Raw genomic sequence first — 15768 nt, forward strand, 5'->3', positions numbered from 1 at the left:
GGTGCTACGCGGGTGGAATGCGCGCGTTGGCGGCGGAAAGCGCCTGGCGCGCCTCGGAAACCAGCCGGGCGACCACCTCGGCCGCCGGAGCCGGACGGACCAGCGGGTAGGTCTGACCGGCCCACATCGACATCAGCTCGGGGTCCCCGGTCGCCCGCACCGGCCTGGTCAGGTGGTGCACCTCCGGGTACGCCGCCGGGGCCGCGCCCTCGTTCTCGCTGAGGAACCTGTTCACCAGGCCCCGCGCCGGTCGGCCGCTGAACGCCCTGGTCAGCGCGGTCCGCCGGGTGCCCTCGGCGAGCGCCTGGCGGTGCGCGGCCGACGTGCCCGCCTCGGGCGTGGCCAGGAACGCGGTGCCGAGCTGCGCCGCGACGGCCCCGGCGGTGAGCACGGCGGCCACGTCGGCGCCGTGGACCAGGCCACCGGTCGCGATCAGCGGCAGGTCCACCCGGCCGCGGACCAGGCGGAGCGCGGCCAGCACGCCGAACAGCTCGCCGCCGCCGGGCGAGACTCCGTCGTCGGCGAACGTGCCGCGGTGCCCGCCCGCGTCGCAGCCCTGCACGCACAACGCGTCCGCGCCAACCCGGTCTGCCTGCACGGCCTCCTGCGGCGTGGTCACGGTCACCACGACCGTGCTGCCCGCCGCGTGCAGGCGGTGGACGTCCTCGGGCGCGGGCAGGCCGAAGGTGAACGACACCACCGGCACCCGCAGCGCCATCACCAGTTCCAGCTTCGCGACGTAGGCGTCGTCGTCCCAGCGCGGCTCGCCCGGTTCGGCCGGCGATTGCGCGCGCACCCGCTCCCGGTAGCCGGCCAGGTCGGCGGTGGAGCGCGGGCCGGGCACGAACAGGTTCACGCCGAACGGGCGGTCGGTGAGCCCCGTGGTGGCGGTGACCTGCTCGGCGACCGCCTCCACCGACAGGTAGCCGGCGGCGAGGAAGCCGAGCCCGCCCGCTCTCGCCACCTCCGCGACGAGGCGCGGTGTCGACGCGCCGCCGGCCATGGGGGCGGCGATGACGGGCACTTCGAGGCGGTCCAGCATGGACGCGACGATATCCCGCGATCGGGCGGGGAGCGCCTGCCCGCCTCGGGCGCCGGCCCGGTGGACGTGGCGTGGGCGGTCGCCGAGGACGCGCCGTCCCTCCCGCGGTGCGGCGGGAGGGACGGCGCCCGCCGCGCTACGGCAGCGTGTCCAGGTGCGGGGCCACGGTGTTGGCGAACTGCCAGTTGTTCGAGGCGTCCCAGTTGATCGACCACGTCATCGCGCCGCGGATGCCGGGCCACGTCCGCGCGGGCTTGAACGACCCGCAGTTCGTGCCCTTGGCGAGGCAGTTGAGCGCCGCGTTGACGTTGGCGGGCGACTGGTAGCCGCCGCCCGCGCCCGACGGCGAGGCGGGCAGGCCGAGGCCGACCTGGTCGGGCCGCAGGCCGTTCTGGAGCTGGATGCAGGCGAGCGCGACGAGGAAGTCGACCGTGCCCTGCGAGTACACCTTCTGGTCGCAGCCGAGCATCGACCCCGAGTTGTAGTACTGCATGTTGACGACGGTCAGGATGTCCTTCACGGCCAGCGCCAGCTTGAAGTACTCGGACTGCGTCGACTGCATGTCGATGGTCTGCGGCGCCATCGCGATGACCCTGCCGCCGCCCGCGCTGATGCTGCGCAGCGCCTGCGCCATGTAGGTCGCGTTGACGCCGTTCTCCAGGTCGATGTCCACGCCGTCGAAGCCGTAGTTCGCGATCAGGGCCTTCACGCTGTTCGCGAAGTTCGTGGCGGCGGTGGAGTTGCCGACGCTGATCGTGCCCTTCTCGCCGCCGACCGAGATGATCACCTTCTGGCCGCGGGACTGGAGGGTGCGCACGTCGGCCTTGAACTGGGCGTCGGTGTAGCCGCCGAGCTTGCTCGACAGCGTCGGGTCGAGGGTGAACGCGACCGCGCCCGGCGTGGTGGTCGCGTCGGCGAACGCCACGGCCACGATGTCGTAGGTGGTGGGCACGTCGGCGAGCTTGAGCAGCCGCGAGCCGTTGTCGAAGTTGTGCCAGTAGCCGGTGAGGGCGTGCTTCGGCAGTGACGGGTCCGGGTTGCCCGGCGTGGTGGTCGTCGTGGTCGTCGTCGTGGTCGTGCTGGTCGGCGGGGTGCCCGGGCCGTCGAGGCTCACGTCGTCGACGTGGAAGGCGGGCTGGCCGTACCAGCCGTGCACGTACACCGTGACGCTCGTGGTGTTGCCGGTGGTGAAGTCCAGGTTCAGCTGGCCGAAGCCCGCCGAGCCCGGCGTCCAGGTGCTCTTGTCACCGCTGCCCGTGCCGGTCACGCCGAGGTACACGTAGCTGCCCTGCACCCACGCGCTCAGCTTGTACGCCGTGTTGGCCTTCACGGTGACGGTCTGCTGGCAGCGCGCGTTGTCCTGCCCGGCGGGGGTGCCGACCAGGGCGTGCGACCCGCTGCGCTTGGGCGTGGTGACCACACCGGTCCCCGCGCCGCACGTCCACCCGCTCGTGCTGCCCTCGAACCCCGGGTTGGCGAGCAGGTTGGCGGCCGACGCGCTGCCGACCACCACCAGGGCCAGGCCCGTGATCGCCAGCAGTCCGGCCAGCACCGCGCCCAGCGCGCGTCTCGTCCTCGAAGCCACGTCCACCTCCACGTTCTCTCCGGCGGCCACGCCCAGCTCGGGTGACGCGGGCCACTCGAAAATGGACTAGACCAATAGGTCTTGTCAAGCCTGTGAACAATGGTCCGATGACGTTCACCGTTGATGACGCCATCCGGATCGCCAGAGCGGCCCACGAGGGGCAGGTCGACAAGTCGGGCAAGCCCTACATCGGCCACCCCCTGCGCGTGATGAGCACGGTGTCCGGCGAGCACGCCCGGATGGCCGCCGTGCTGCACGACGTCCTGGAGGACACCGACCTGACCGCGGACGACCTGCGCGCCGCCGGGTGCCCTCCCGAGGTGGTGGACACGGTGGTCGCGCTGAGCCACCTCCCCGGCGAGCCGCGCGAGGACTACCTCGAGCGCGCGCTGACCGACCCCGTGGCGGTCGTCGTGAAGCGGGCGGACATCGCCGACAACATGTCGCCACCCCGGCTCGCGCTGCTCGACCAGGCCACCCAGGAGCGGTTGCGGAAGAAGTACGCGCACTCGCTCGACGTGCTCGGCCGCGGCGCGCGGTGAACACTTCCCAACGCGGGCGTCACCCGCCCGTCATCCCCGGGGGATGATCACGAACCGTGGCGGGACAGGTGCGGCGGAGGTCACGCGAAAATGGGCTGCGCAGGGCTCTGACGTGCGGCACCATAGTAGGTGAACCGATACAGATAGATCGATCCGAAAGGTGATATGACGAACCCCCTGGCTACTGTTCGCACGTACTTCGCCACGCGACGCGCGATCCGCAAGCGGGAAGCGGACCTCGAACGTGAGCTGGCCGACTACAACACCCCCAGCGCCCGGATGGACATGGAAGCGATCCTCGCGCGTCACCCGGAGCACCAGACCCGGGAGATCGAAGCGATCCTCCGCCGCCACGCGCTGAACGGGATGCTCCGCAACTACAGCTGAGCCTCCCGGGCACCTCCGAGGGCCTTCAGGACAGGGACGTCCTGAGGGCCCTTTCGTCACTTCCGGGTTCACCCCACGGGCTGAGCAGGTCATCCGGGACGATCCGCACGGAGAACGGCGCCGTGGCGTGGAACGCGTCCCCGCCCTTCACCTCGGCCACCAACTCGTAGCACCCCTCGGCGTCGAGTTCGAACACCGACAGCGTGGGCTCCCGCGGATCGACGATCCAGTACCCGACGACGCCCAGCCGCTCGTACACCGCCTTCTTCGTGTTGAGGTCGTACGCGGCGGTGCTGGGCGACAGCACCTCGACCACCAGCAGCGGCGCGACGGGCAGCAGCTTGTCGGTCACGTCCTCGGCGCGGGTGACGAGCACGTCCGGCTGCAACTCCACCGTCGGGGACGGCCGTACGGAGAACGGCGCGGACAGGACTTCCAGGTCACCGGGACAGCGGTTGCCCAGGAACATGATCAGCTTGGACACCACCTTCTGGTGCCGGTGGCCGGTTGCCGGGCTCACGTGCAGCGCCCCGTCGACGAGTTCGTAGCGGCGGCCGTCATCGGGCATCCCCTCCAGGTCTTCGACCGTGTAAAGAGGTCCCTCGCAGTCATTCGCCATGACGCTCATGGTCTCCCCCTCTCAGTTGGTGCGCCAACCACGCCGGGGAAACCGCCGGAAACGACGGTCCCCGCCGATCACCCACCCGAAGAGGCGGAGATCGACGGGGACTTGGCCACCGGTCCTACTTCTTGCCCTTGTCCTTGCCGCCGGAGTCGTCGGTGGACAGCGCGGCGACGAAGGCTTCCTGGGGCACCTCGACCCGACCCACCATCTTCATCCGCTTCTTGCCCTCCTTCTGCTTCTCCAGCAGCTTGCGCTTGCGGGTGATGTCACCGCCGTAGCACTTCGCCAGGACGTCCTTGCGGATCGCGCGGATCGTCTCGCGGGCGATCACGCGCGCGCCGATGGCAGCCTGGATCGGCACCTCGAACTGCTGCCGCGGGATCAGCTCGCGCAGCTTCGTGGCCATCCGCGTGCCGTAGCCGTAGGCGTGGTCCTTGTGCACGATCGCGCTGAAGGCGTCCACCGGCTCGCCCTGGAGCAGGATGTCCACCTTGACCAGCTCGGCCTCCTGCTCGCCCGACTCCTCGTAGTCCAGCGACGCGTAACCGCGCGTGCGCGACTTCAGGGCGTCGAAGAAGTCGAAGATGATCTCGCCGAGCGGCATGGTGTAGCGCAGCTCCACGCGGTCCTCGGACAGGTAGTCCATGCCGCCCAGCTGGCCGCGCTTGGCCTGGCACAGCTCCATGATCGCGCCGATGTAGTCGCTCGGCGCGATGATCGTGCACCTGGTGACGGGCTCGTACACCTCGGCGCGCTTGCCGTCCGGCCAGTCGGACGGGTTGGTCACCACGTGCACGGTGCCGTCCTCCATCACGACCCGGTACACCACGTTCGGCGCGGTCGAGATGAGGTCCAGGCCGAACTCGCGCTCCAGCCGGTCCCGGGTGATCTCCAGGTGCAGCAGGCCGAGGAAGCCGCAGCGGAAGCCGAAGCCCAGGGCCGCGGACGTCTCCGGCTCGAACGTGAGCGCGGCGTCGTTGAGCTGGAGCTTCTCCAGCGCCTCGCGCAGGATCGGGTAGTCCGAGCCGTCGACCGGGTAGAGGCCGGAGTACACCATCGGCCGCGGCTCGCGGTAGCCGGCCAGCGGCTCGGTGGCGCCCTTCTTCTCCGCCGTCACGGTGTCGCCGACCTTCGACTGGCGCACGTCCTTCACGCCGGTGATCAGGTAGCCCACCTCGCCGACGCCCAGGCCGGCGCTCGGCTTCGGCTCGGGCGAGATGATGCCGACTTCCAGCAGCTCGTGGGTCGCGTTGGTCGACATCATCCGGATGCGCTGGCGCGGGGTGATCTTGCCGTCGACCACGCGGATGTACGTGACCACGCCGCGGTAGGTGTCGTAGACCGAGTCGAAGATCATCGCGCGGGGCGGGGCGTCCGCGTCGCCGACCGGGGCCGGCACCCGCTTCACGACCTCGTCCAGCAGCGCCTCGACACCCAGGCCGGTCTTGGCCGAGACGCGCAGCACCTCCTCGGGCTCGCAGCCGACGATGTGGGCGAGCTCCTTGGCGTACTTGTCGGGGTCCGCGGCGGGCAGGTCGATCTTGTTCAGCACCGGGATGATGGTGAGGTCGTTCTCCATCGCCAGGTACAGGTTGGCCAGGGTCTGCGCCTCGATGCCCTGCGCGGCGTCGACCAGCAGGACCGTCCCCTCGCACGCCTCCAGCGCCCGGGACACCTCGTAGGTGAAGTCGACGTGGCCCGGGGTGTCGATCATGTGCAGGACGTGGTCCCGCCCTTCGACCTGCCACGGCAGCCGCACGTTCTGCGCCTTGATCGTGATGCCGCGCTCGCGCTCGATGTCCATCCGGTCGAGGTACTGCGCTCGCATCGCACGGGCGTCGACCACGCCGGTGAGCTGCAGCATGCGGTCGGCCAGGGTGGACTTGCCGTGGTCGATGTGCGCGATGATGCAGAAGTTCCGGATCAGGTCCGGAGGCGTGAACGTCTGGTCGGCGAACGTGGTCACGAAGGTTCCTCGCACAAGAAGGACGGGGGAATCGCCCCATTCTCTCATGCCGGGCCGCCGCCCCGGGCCTGGCGGGCGTGACCGACGACATAGGCTGCCCGCCGTGTACGCGAACGGCGAGGACCCGCGACCTGCCCGTGGCGTGGTGCGAGAGGTCCACACGACGGCCCATGCGGCGACCCTGGAGTACTCCCCCGACCTGGACGGCCTGGCCGACCCGGGCGAGGTCGTGTGGGCGTGGGTGCCCTTCGAGGAGGACGCGAGCCGGGGCAAGGACCGGCCGCTGCTGGTGGTCGGCAGGCACCACCGCGCCCTGCTCGCCCTGATGCTGACCAGCAGGGCCCCGAGGGAGGCCGAGGACGACTGGCTCGACCTCGGCGCGGGCCGCTGGGACCGCGACGGCCGCCACTCCTACCTGCGCCTCGACCGCGTCTTCGAACTGGACGAGGACGACATCCGCCGCGAGGGCTCGGTGCTGGAGCCGGAGCGGTTCTCCCTGGTCGTGGACGCCCTGCGGCGGCTCGGCTGGAAGTAGGCCGACCGGCTCCGTTGGCGCGCCGCACGGGAGGTCGATGCACCGACCATTAGGATTCCGCCATGGACAAGCGGCTGGTCAGCCTCGAAGTGGAGAACTTCCGCAGTCTGCGGAAAGTCCACCTGCCGCTCGGCGACCTCACCGTGCTGGTCGGCCCCAATGGTGCCGGGAAAACGAACGTGCTCAAGGTGTTCGAGTTCCTCGCGGACATCATCCGGACCGATCTCGAACCAGCGATCAACGCTCGTGGCGGTTTCGACGAAATCGTGTTCCACGGTGGCGACAAGCCGCCGCGCAGCATACGGATCGCAGCTACCGCCACGTGGACCACGCACAGCAGTCGCACCGCGCCCGACGAGTACGAACTGCGGATCACCAGGTCGAGGCGGGCCAGCGGTGACGTGCTGTCACGACGCGAGGCGTTCCAGTTCAAGCGCACCAAGGGGCGCGGCCGCAGGATCACGATCAGCGGACAACAGGCGACCGTGGTCAGCACCGGCGACACCGCCAGAACGGAAGACTCGATCGGCATCAGGTCTTTCAGCAGTGGCCTGTCGACGCTTCCCCGGCTGCACGGCGGAGGAGGTGACGAGGTCGCCGCGGTCGCCGACCGACTCGCGTCCTTCCGTGTGTTCGACGTGGCGGTGGCAGCGGCACGTCGACCCGCCAGGCCGCCGCGTCACCACGTATTCCTGGAAGACGACGCGAGCAACCTCGCAGCTTTCCTCTCGGTATTGCGCAGATCCGACGAACAAGCTTTCGACCAGCTTCAGGACGATGCCCAGCAGGCACTCCCCCAACTGGAGGCCATCGACTTCGAGCGCGTGTCCGACGGCACCGGGGAGATCGCCGTCGTCCTGCACGAACGCGGCCTCCGGCGGCCGACCCCCCTCGTGGACGCGTCCTACGGCACCGTGCGCCTCCTCGGGTTGTTGGCGCTGCTCTACGACCCCCGACCCCCAGCCCTCACCTGCATCGAGGAGATCGATCACGGTCTGCACCCGCAGGCGCTCGAAATGCTGGTCGAACGTCTTCGCGAGGCCAGCGAGCGCAGCCAGTTCCTGATCGCCACGCACTCGCCGGCGCTCGCGGACCGCCTCCGCCCGGAGGAGTTCGTCGTCTGCGAGCGCCGCGACGACGGATCATCCGCGATTCCCGCCGTGTCGACCGCGGAGGTCGAGCGCATAGTCGCGGCGAGCGAGGGCCTGCCGCTCGGCGAGCTGTGGTTCTCCGGCGCACTCGGCGGCGACCTGTGAGCCGTCGCGGCGGGACCGCGACCCGCGCGACGCGAAAACCGGTGATCGTGCTGGCAGGCGAGGACGGCAACGATCGACAGTGCCTCCGGATCGTGCTGGAAGCGTCACACCCGGAAACGCGGGGGCGGATCGTCGAGATCAACGAACAGGTCCGACTCCGACAGGCGAGCAGCGGCAACCTCGCTGCGAGGGTCGACAAGCTCGCCAGGCTCGCGGAAGCACGGGCAACGCGGGAACAGGCCGGGATCGCGGCGTTCTTCGTCCACGAGGACTTCGACGGGGTGGACTGCCCGTCACGGGGCGAGGTTCGAGAGCGAGTGCAGCACGCGTTGTCCCGACGAGTGGACAACGCGCACTACGTGCTGGCGACCTGGGAGGTCGAAGCGTGGCTGCTCCAGTTCCCCCGGGCGATCACGGCGACCTGTTCGTCGTGGTCGGTGCCCAAGCGGTACCTCGGGCGGGACACCGCGAGGATCGGCGATCCGAAACAGGTCATGCTCCGGGAGATCGGCCGTTCCGGCGCTCCGCGGTACCGCGAGTCCGACGCGCCGAAAGTGCTCGCGAAGGCCGTCGAACTCGGCGAGTTCCGAACACCGTCGGGCACCAATGTCTCGTGGAGCGAACTGGGCACGAGCATCGCGGGGCTCGCGTTCGACGCCTGATCCCACGCCGGCCGGGGACCTCCGGTCCGCCGTGGGCGCCCCGGACGTGACGCGGTCCGACCGGGATGCCGTTGGTCGGGCCGTTCCGCCCACCAGGCCGGAACAGCGGTCGCGCGTCGGTCGCCGAGCGGCTTCCCGCCCGGGTGGTGCCCACACTTCGTCGCGCGCCAGGTCGGGGCCGGAGACGTGGCGCGTGTCCTGACGGAACACCCGCGGACACGCCGGCCCGGGGAACACCCCGATCCGGTCTCCGGGCGGGCACCGGGGCGATCCCCGATGCGGCGCGCACGCGGTCGCGGCGACCCTGGGTGCATGGCGAACAACCTCATGAAGGCGTTCGACGCGGCGTTCGGCCACCCGCGCGGCAAGGTGGGCGAGCTGGGCGGGCGCGTGATGGCCAAGCTCAACGCGAAGGTCGAGGAGCACGTCGTCGAGGTGGCGGACCCGACGATGGAGGAGGTCGTGCTGGTCCTGGGCCCCGGTCCCGGCGTCGGCCTCAAGCTGGCCGGTGAACGCGCGCTCAAGGCGATCGGCGTGGACCCGTCGCAGGTGATGCTCGACGAGGCGCGCACCCGGTGCGCCGAGCTGATCGCGGCCGGCCGGGTCGAGCTGCGCGAGGGCGCGGCGATGCGGACCGGTCAGCCCGAGGCGTCGGTGGACGTGGTGGTCTCGGTCAACAACCTCCAGTTGTGGGGCAACCGGGCGGCGGCGTTCCACGAGCTGCGGCGCGTGCTGCGGCCGGGCGGGCGGCTCGTGGTGTCGGTCCACCGGATGGCGCTGGACACGTCCGAGTACGACCTCATGCGCGAGGCCGAGCAGGCGGGGTTCGCCGACGTCCGCACCTCGTTCCACCAGTACGGCGGCGTGGTGCCGCCCGCGGTGCAGCTACTCGCGCACGTCCCGGCGTAGCGGGTGCTCGGCGGGGACCTCGACGAGCACGATGCGCCGCCCGTCGGGGTCGGCGATCCACATCTCGTCGAGGCCCCACGGCTCGCGGCGGGCCGGGCGCGTGACGTGGTCGGCCAGGGTCTCGGCCGCCGCGGCGAGGTCGCGCACCTGGAGCAGCAGTTGGGTGGCCGCGGTGGGGTCGTCGGCGGATTCGCCGGACACCTCCAGGAACCCCCCGCCGAGGAAGAACACCGTGCCGCCGGGGAACTCCCGGTGGATGGCGAGGCCGAGGACGTCCCGGTAGAACGCGCGGGCGCGCTCCGGGTCGGTCGAGCGGACGAGGACGCGGCTGCTCAGGATCTCCACGCCTCCCAGGCCATCACACGCGCACGTCGAGCGCCATCCGGACGTGCGGCGGGAACTCGTCCGACCGGCCGACCTCGCGCCAGCCGTGCGCGGTGTAGAACGCCCGCGCGCGCTCGTTGGGCGTGAACACCTCCAGGTGCGCGGTGGTCACGCCGTGCCCGCGCAGGGCGTCCGCGGCGGCGTCGTGCAGCGCGTGGCCGACCCCGCGGCCCCAGTGCGCCGGGTCGACCTGGAGCTGGAGCAGGTCGCCGTCCGCCGTGACCAGCGCGAAGCCGACCAGGTCGCCGTCGAGTTCGGCGACCAGCCAGGTGCGGCCGGGCCGGGTGAAGTCGTACGGGGCCGCGCGGACCCGGCTCTCCCAGTCGGCCAACTCCTCCTCGGGCAGGTGGCCCTCGTAGTAGCTGCGTCGGGCGTCGACGAAGACGTCGACGAGCCGCCCGCCGTCCTCCGCGCGCGCCGCGCGCGCCGTGGTGCTCCCCATGGACCCGTGGACGCGCGGCGGACGGCGCGGTTGTCCGGCGGCCTTGCCACGCATCCCCAAAAAGTGATATCACTTTGCTAAGCAGGAGATATGAACTGAGGGGTGGAGCGATGAACGCTGTGGTGGAAGCGGCGATGGACGTGGCCGTGAAGATGCCGACTCCCGTGGTGCGGGAGCGCGACGCGAAGCACGTGTCGGGCTGGGGCGTGCTGGGCGGTTCGATCGTCGCGATGGCGCTGGGCGCGCTGGTGATCGTGCTCTCCGCGATCCCCGACGGCCCGGACGCGGGACCGAGCCCGGCGGGGATCGTGGTCGGCGCGCTCCTCGTGGTGGTGGGCTCCGTCGCGTCGGGCGGGCTGTTCACCGTGGCGCCCGGCGAGGCCCGGGTCCTCCAGTTCGCGGGCCGCTACATCGGCACCGTGCGGCGCGACGGCCTGCGCTGGGCCAACCCGTTCGCCACGAAGGTGAAGGTGTCGACCCGCATCCGCAACCACGAGACCACCGCGCTCAAGGTCAACGACGCCGACGGCAACCCGATCGAGATCGCCGCCGTGGTGGTGTGGCAGGTCGAGGACACCGCGCGGGCCAAGTTCGAGGTGGACGACTTCGTGAGGTTCGTGGGCATCCAGACCGAGACCGCCGTGCGGCACATCGCCACCAGCTACCCGTACGACAACCACGACGAGGCCGGCCTGTCGCTGCGCGAGAACGCCGACGAGATCACCGAGACCCTGTCCGTGGAGATCGCGGCACGCGTCCAGGCGGCCGGCGTGAAGGTGATCGAGTCACGCCTGACGCACCTGGCCTACGCTCCGGAGATCGCGCAGGCGATGCTCCAGCGCCAGCAGGCGGGCGCGGTGGTCGCGGCGCGGTCGAAGATCGTGGAGGGCGCGGTCGGGATGGTGCAGCTGGCGCTGGACCGGCTCGCCGAGCAGGACGTGGTGGAACTGGACGAGGAGCGCAAGGCGGCGATGGTGTCGAACCTGCTGGTCGTGCTGTGCGGGGACAAGTCCACGCAACCCATCGTCAACACCGGGTCGCTGTACCACTGACGTGGCCGAGCGCAAGAGCGTCCTGCTGCGCCTCGACCCGGCGGTGCACGACGCGCTGTCCCGGTGGGCGAGCGACGAGCTGCGCAGCACCAACGCGCAGATCGAGTTCCTGCTGCGCCGGGCGCTCGCCGAAGCGGGCCGCCTGCCCTCCGGCACGGCGGCCCCGCCGAAGCGCGGCCGGCCGCGCAAGTCGGAACCGGCTTCCGGCGAGGACCGACCCGCCGGCACCGATCGGGGTTGATCGACTCGCGGGTGCCGGGAGCCGGTGCCAGGTTGTGCCGATGAGCGAGCTGAACACCCCGTACGCACCGGGCACGCCGGCGTGGGTGGACATGATGACCACCGATCGGGGCGCGACGACGGAGTTCTACGGCGGGCTGTTCGGCTGGGACTTCGAGGTCGGCGGCCCGGAGACCGGGTACTACACCAACGCCCTGGTGCGCGGCCTGCCCGTGGCCGGGTTCGGCGAGATGCCGCGCGACGCGCTGTTCCCGGTCGTGTGGACCACCTACCTCGCGACGGACGACCTCGACGAGTCGCTGGAGGCCCTGGGCGCGGCCGGCGGCAAGGTGCTCGTGCCGGAGTTCGACACCGGCGGCCCGGGGCGCGGCGCCATCGCGATCGACCCGACGGGCGCGGCGTTCGGCCTGTGGGAGGCGGGCACGCACATCGGCGCGTACGTGGTGAACGAGCCGGGCGCGGTGGTGTGGAACGAACTGGCCACCCGCGACCCGTTCCGGGCGGCGGAGTTCTACCGGGACGTGTTCGGGCTGGGCCTGGACCCGCTGCCCGACTTCCCCTACACGCAGCTGACGGTGGACGGCCGGGCCGTGGCCGGGGTGTTCGGCATGGCCGACGGGATCCCCGCCGAGATCCCGCCGCACTGGATGACCTACTTCGCGGTGTCCGACGCCGAGGCGTCGGCACGGCGGGTGCGCGAGCTGGGCGGCGTCACGGTCGGCGACGTCGTCGACTCGCCGTTCGGCCGGTTCACCACGGCCGGCGACCCGATGGGCGCGACGTTCCGGATCATCCAGCCACCGCCTTCCACCCGAGGCTGACCACGAGCGCCACCACGACGGTGAGGAACACCCGGCGCACGAACCCCGATCCCCGTCGCACCGCGAGCCGCGCCCCGAACACCGCGCCGGTCATGTTGCACGCCGCCAGCACCAGTCCGAGGCCCCACAGCACCTTGCCCGCCGGGACGAAGTAGAGCAGCGCACCCAGGTTCGTCGCCACGTTGACGATCTTCGCCGTCGCCGACGCGCGCAGGAACGCGAACCCGACCACGCCCACCAGCAGGAAGACCAGGAACGCCCCGGTGCCCGGTCCCGCCAGCCCGTCGTAGAAGCCGATCACCGCGCCGCCGAGCGCCATCACCGCGATCTGCGCGGCGCGCGTGAACCGCGACGCCTCGGCCACGCCCAGCGCGGGCTTGCGCCACGTGTAGAGGCCGACGCCGACCAGTGCCACGAGCACCACGGCGTTCAGCGCGTCCGGCGCCAGCGCTCCCGCGAACGCCGCGCCACCCACCGCGCCGCCGAACGCGGCCGACGCCATCGGCAGCGCCGACCACCAGTCGATCGACGTCTGCCGCGTGTAGGTCCGCACCGCCGCCGCCGTGCCGACCACCGCGGCGACCTTGCTCGTGGCCAACGCGTACAGGGGCTGGCCGCCGGGCGCGATGAGCAGCATCGCGGGCAGCTGGATCAGCCCTCCCCCGCCGACGACGGCGTCGACCGCGCCCGCGAGCGCGGCGGCGAGGCAGAGGAACAGCAGGGCGGCGAGCGAGACGTGCCCGAACCCGGGCCAGTCGAGAGCGGCGGTCACGCACCGCATTCAACAGGACAGGCGTACTGCATTTCACCCCTTACCGAGGCGACCACGCTGGGAGCGCTCCCAGAATGCGCCGTTCGGCCCTAGTCGTGCGCCACCTCACACCGGAAGGGTGGATCGGACCGCCGCCCCCGGGACCCCGTCCCGTCTTCCCGCAGCCCGCCCCCTCGTCCGGGAGGTCCTCGATGCTGAGATCCCGCAAGCGCACCGCCATCGGCGCCCTCGCCGTGCTGGCGATGCTGGTCACCGGAGCGCAGGCGAGCGGTGTGATCGAACCGGGCAGCGCGGACTACAGCGACGCCCGCGCGCCCGTCGACCGCCGCGTCGACGACCTGCTGCGGCGCATGACGCTGGAGGAGAAGGTCGGCCAGATGACGCAGATCCGCCTCGGCAAGCTGCGGGGCAACTGCGAGTGGAACCCCGGCCCGCTGCGCGAGGACTGCATGAAGGCCGTCCTGGAGGACGCGAAGGTCGGCTCGATCCTGTCCGGCGGCGGCGAAGTGCCCAACCCGAACACGCCCCGGGCGTGGGCGGAGATGACGAACGCCATCCAGAAGTTCGCCCTCGACCACAGCCGGCTCAAGATCCCGGTCATCTACGGCGCGGACGGCGTGCACGGCCACTCGAACGTGGTGAGCGCCACCATGTTCCCGCACCAGGTGGGCCTCGGCGCGACCTGGAACCCGGACCTGTTGGAGGAGATCGGCGCCTCGACAGGACGGGCGATGCGCGCGACCGGCGTGTTCTGGAACTTCGCGCCCGTGTCCGACCTCGCCCGCGACACCCGCTGGGGCCGCTACTACGAGACCTACAGCGAGGACCCGGTGCTGGCCGGGTCGCTGGCCGCGGCCAACGTGCGCGGCCAGCAGGGACCGGCCGACGACACCGCGAAGCTCACCGCCACCGCCAAGCACTTCGCGGGCTACTCCGAGCCGTTCAACGGCCACGACCGCGCGCCCGCGCAACTGCCCATCCGCTACCTCCAGGACACCGTGCTGCCCGCCTTCCAGCCCCAGTTCGACGCGGGCGTCGGCACCGTGATGATCAACTCCGGTGCGGTCAACGGCGTGCCCGCGCACGCCTCGAAGTACCTGCTCACCGAGCAGCTGCGCGACCGCATGGGCTTCCGCGGCGTGGCCATCACCGACTGGGAGGACATCCGCTTCCTGGTCGACCGCTACCACGTGGCCGCCGACTACCGGGAAGCCATCGCGCTGGCCGTCAACGCGGGCGTCGACATGGCGATGGAACCGTCCAACGCCGCCGAGTTCACCTCCGGCCTGCTGGCGAACGTCCGCAGCGGGGCGATCAGCGGCAGGCGGATCGACCAGGCGGTGCGCCGCATCCTCACCCTCAAGTTCCAGCTCGGCCTGTTCGAGAAGCCGTTCGTGGACGAGGCGAAGGCGGACTCGATCGTCGAGGGCGCCGACCGCCGACTCGCCCGCCAGGCCGCCACCGAGGGCACCGTCCTGCTGCGCAACGAGGGCGTCCTGCCGCTGTCCACGAACGCCCGCAAGCTCGTCGTGACCGGCGACGCGGCCGACTCGGTGCCCCGCCAGCTCGGCGGCTGGACGGTCGGCTGGCAGGGCATCCCGTCCGGCTCCCCGCTACCGCCCGCGGTCACCGTGCTCCAGGGCATCCGCACCGCCGTCCCCGCGGCGGACGTCGTCAGCGCCCCCACGCAGGCCGACGCGGTCACCCAGGCCGCCGGCGCCGACGCCGTGGTCGTGGTGCTCGGCGAAGACCCCGGCGCCGAGGGCGACGCCGACACCGAGTCACCCGAGCTGACCGCCGAGCAGCAGGCCCTGGTGACGGCCGTGCGGGCGACCGGCACACCGGTCGTCGTGGTGCTGCTCACCGGACGGCCCCAGGTGCTGGGCGCGGTCGCCGACGCCCCGGCCCTGGTCGCGGGCTGGCTGCCCGGCTCGGAAGGCGGCAACGCCATCGCCGACGTGCTGTTCGGCGCGGTCAACCCCAGCGGCAAGCTGGCGGTGTCGTGGCCGAAGACCATCGGCGACCAGCCGTTCTCCTACGACCAGCCGCGCGGCGCCAACGCGGGCCCCAGCTCCAGCTACGACCCGCAGTTCGCCTTCGGCCACGGCCTGTCCTACACCACGTTCACCACCTCCACGCCGGTCCTCAAGGCCACCGAGGTCCGCCGCGACGACCAGGTCAGGCTGTCGGTCGCGGTGGCCAACACCGGCGACCGCGACGGCACGGTCGTCGTGCCCGTGTACGTGCACCAACCGGTGAGCCAGGTGCTCACGCCCTACCAGCGGCTGGTGGGCTTCACCCGCGTCACGCTCAAGGCCCACGAGCAGCGCACCGTCGAGGTGGGCTTCCCGACCAAGCACCTCGCGGTGACCGCCGGCGACATGCACGGCGACGGCAGGCCCGAGGTCGCCAGGGGCGCCTACGAGGTGCTCGTCGGCGAGGGGAGGGCCGGGTTCACGGTTCGGTGAGCAGCCCTGATAACCTTGTCCGCCGTACCGCGCGGCATTCCGCCGTGGAGGAAACCCACCCCCGTTCCGGGGTTGGCGCC

The 15768-nt window shown here is 71.4% G+C and carries 17 protein-coding genes; 10 read left to right on the plus strand and 7 right to left on the minus strand.

Features of this window, described 5'->3' with window-relative positions:
* Window positions 1–4: 4 nt before the first annotated feature.
* On the minus strand, window positions 5–1042 hold the full coding sequence (locus CKY47_RS18705; RefSeq protein ID WP_306747139.1) for an NAD(P)H-dependent flavin oxidoreductase: 1038 nt from the start codon (window positions 1040–1042) through the stop codon (window positions 5–7).
* 136 nt (window positions 1043–1178) lie between these two features.
* On the minus strand, window positions 1179–2627 hold the full coding sequence (locus CKY47_RS18710) for a chitinase (RefSeq protein ID WP_306747140.1): 1449 nt from the start codon (window positions 2625–2627) through the stop codon (window positions 1179–1181).
* 107 nt (window positions 2628–2734) lie between these two features.
* Between CKY47_RS18710 and CKY47_RS18715 the strand changes: the two genes are divergently transcribed.
* Window positions 2735–3169: an HD domain-containing protein gene (locus CKY47_RS18715; protein ID WP_306747141.1), complete on the plus strand. Its 435-nt coding sequence runs from the start codon at window positions 2735–2737 to the stop codon at window positions 3167–3169.
* Window positions 3170–3334: 165 nt separating this feature from the next.
* The gene (locus CKY47_RS18720; protein WP_306747142.1) at window positions 3335–3556 is read left to right on the plus strand and encodes a hypothetical protein; all 222 of its coding nucleotides are present in this window, start codon (window positions 3335–3337) and stop codon (window positions 3554–3556) included.
* 25 nt (window positions 3557–3581) lie between these two features.
* Here the strand turns inward: CKY47_RS18720 and CKY47_RS18725 are convergent, their stop codons facing one another.
* Window positions 3582–4175, minus strand: a complete 594-nt coding sequence (locus CKY47_RS18725; protein ID WP_442638269.1) for a Uma2 family endonuclease — start codon at window positions 4173–4175, stop codon at window positions 3582–3584.
* Between the two features lie 124 nt (window positions 4176–4299).
* Window positions 4300–6147, minus strand: a complete 1848-nt coding sequence (gene lepA, locus CKY47_RS18730; protein WP_306747144.1) for a translation elongation factor 4 — start codon at window positions 6145–6147, stop codon at window positions 4300–4302.
* Between the two features lie 103 nt (window positions 6148–6250).
* Between lepA and CKY47_RS18735 the strand changes: the two genes are divergently transcribed.
* The 4 genes from CKY47_RS18735 to CKY47_RS18750 all read left to right on the plus strand — a co-directional run bounded on the left by CKY47_RS18735 (window position 6251) and on the right by CKY47_RS18750 (window position 9509).
* Complete coding sequence (locus CKY47_RS18735) at window positions 6251–6682, plus strand: type II toxin-antitoxin system PemK/MazF family toxin (protein ID WP_306747145.1); 432 nt, start codon at window positions 6251–6253, stop codon at window positions 6680–6682.
* Between the two features lie 62 nt (window positions 6683–6744).
* A complete protein-coding gene (locus tag CKY47_RS18740; protein ID WP_306747146.1) occupies window positions 6745–7938 on the plus strand; it encodes an AAA family ATPase in 1194 nt (397 codons plus the stop codon).
* A 41-nt stretch (window positions 7939–7979) separates the two neighbouring features.
* Entirely contained in the window at window positions 7980–8600 is a 621-nt protein-coding gene (locus tag CKY47_RS18745; RefSeq protein ID WP_306747147.1) for a hypothetical protein, read from the plus strand.
* 312 nt (window positions 8601–8912) lie between these two features.
* On the plus strand, window positions 8913–9509 hold the full coding sequence (locus tag CKY47_RS18750) for a class I SAM-dependent methyltransferase (protein ID WP_306747148.1): 597 nt from the start codon (window positions 8913–8915) through the stop codon (window positions 9507–9509).
* On the opposite strand, the gene CKY47_RS18755 is transcribed toward CKY47_RS18750, so the two are convergent.
* Both CKY47_RS18755 and CKY47_RS18760 read right to left on the minus strand, forming a co-directional pair.
* A complete protein-coding gene (locus CKY47_RS18755) occupies window positions 9486–9854 on the minus strand; it encodes a VOC family protein (RefSeq protein WP_306747149.1) in 369 nt (122 codons plus the stop codon). The genes CKY47_RS18750 and CKY47_RS18755 overlap by 24 nt on opposite strands.
* 13 nt (window positions 9855–9867) lie before the next feature.
* On the minus strand, window positions 9868–10335 hold the full coding sequence (locus CKY47_RS18760) for a GNAT family N-acetyltransferase (protein WP_306747150.1): 468 nt from the start codon (window positions 10333–10335) through the stop codon (window positions 9868–9870).
* Window positions 10336–10445: 110 nt separating this feature from the next.
* On the opposite strand from CKY47_RS18760, the gene CKY47_RS18765 reads away from it, so the two are divergent.
* From CKY47_RS18765 to CKY47_RS18775, 3 genes are read left to right on the plus strand one after another with little or no spacing between them, the layout of a single operon-like run.
* A complete protein-coding gene (locus CKY47_RS18765; RefSeq protein WP_306747151.1) occupies window positions 10446–11387 on the plus strand; it encodes an SPFH domain-containing protein in 942 nt (313 codons plus the stop codon).
* Window position 11388: 1 nt separating this feature from the next.
* The gene (locus CKY47_RS18770; protein WP_306747152.1) at window positions 11389–11628 is read left to right on the plus strand and encodes a type II toxin-antitoxin system antitoxin; all 240 of its coding nucleotides are present in this window, start codon (window positions 11389–11391) and stop codon (window positions 11626–11628) included.
* Window positions 11629–11668: 40 nt separating this feature from the next.
* Window positions 11669–12448, plus strand: a complete 780-nt coding sequence (locus CKY47_RS18775; protein WP_306747154.1) for a VOC family protein — start codon at window positions 11669–11671, stop codon at window positions 12446–12448.
* Here the strand turns inward: CKY47_RS18775 and CKY47_RS18780 are convergent.
* Window positions 12417–13220, minus strand: a complete 804-nt coding sequence (locus CKY47_RS18780; RefSeq protein WP_306747155.1) for a sulfite exporter TauE/SafE family protein — start codon at window positions 13218–13220, stop codon at window positions 12417–12419. The genes CKY47_RS18775 and CKY47_RS18780 overlap by 32 nt on opposite strands.
* 191 nt (window positions 13221–13411) lie before the next feature.
* On the opposite strand from CKY47_RS18780, the gene CKY47_RS18785 reads away from it, so the two are divergent.
* Entirely contained in the window at window positions 13412–15688 is a 2277-nt protein-coding gene (locus CKY47_RS18785; protein ID WP_306747156.1) for a glycoside hydrolase family 3 N-terminal domain-containing protein, read from the plus strand.
* Window positions 15689–15768 lie beyond the last annotated feature (80 nt).

It is taken from the genome of Saccharothrix longispora (assembly GCF_030852425.1).
GTDB lineage: Bacteria > Actinomycetota > Actinomycetes > Mycobacteriales > Pseudonocardiaceae > Actinosynnema > Actinosynnema longispora.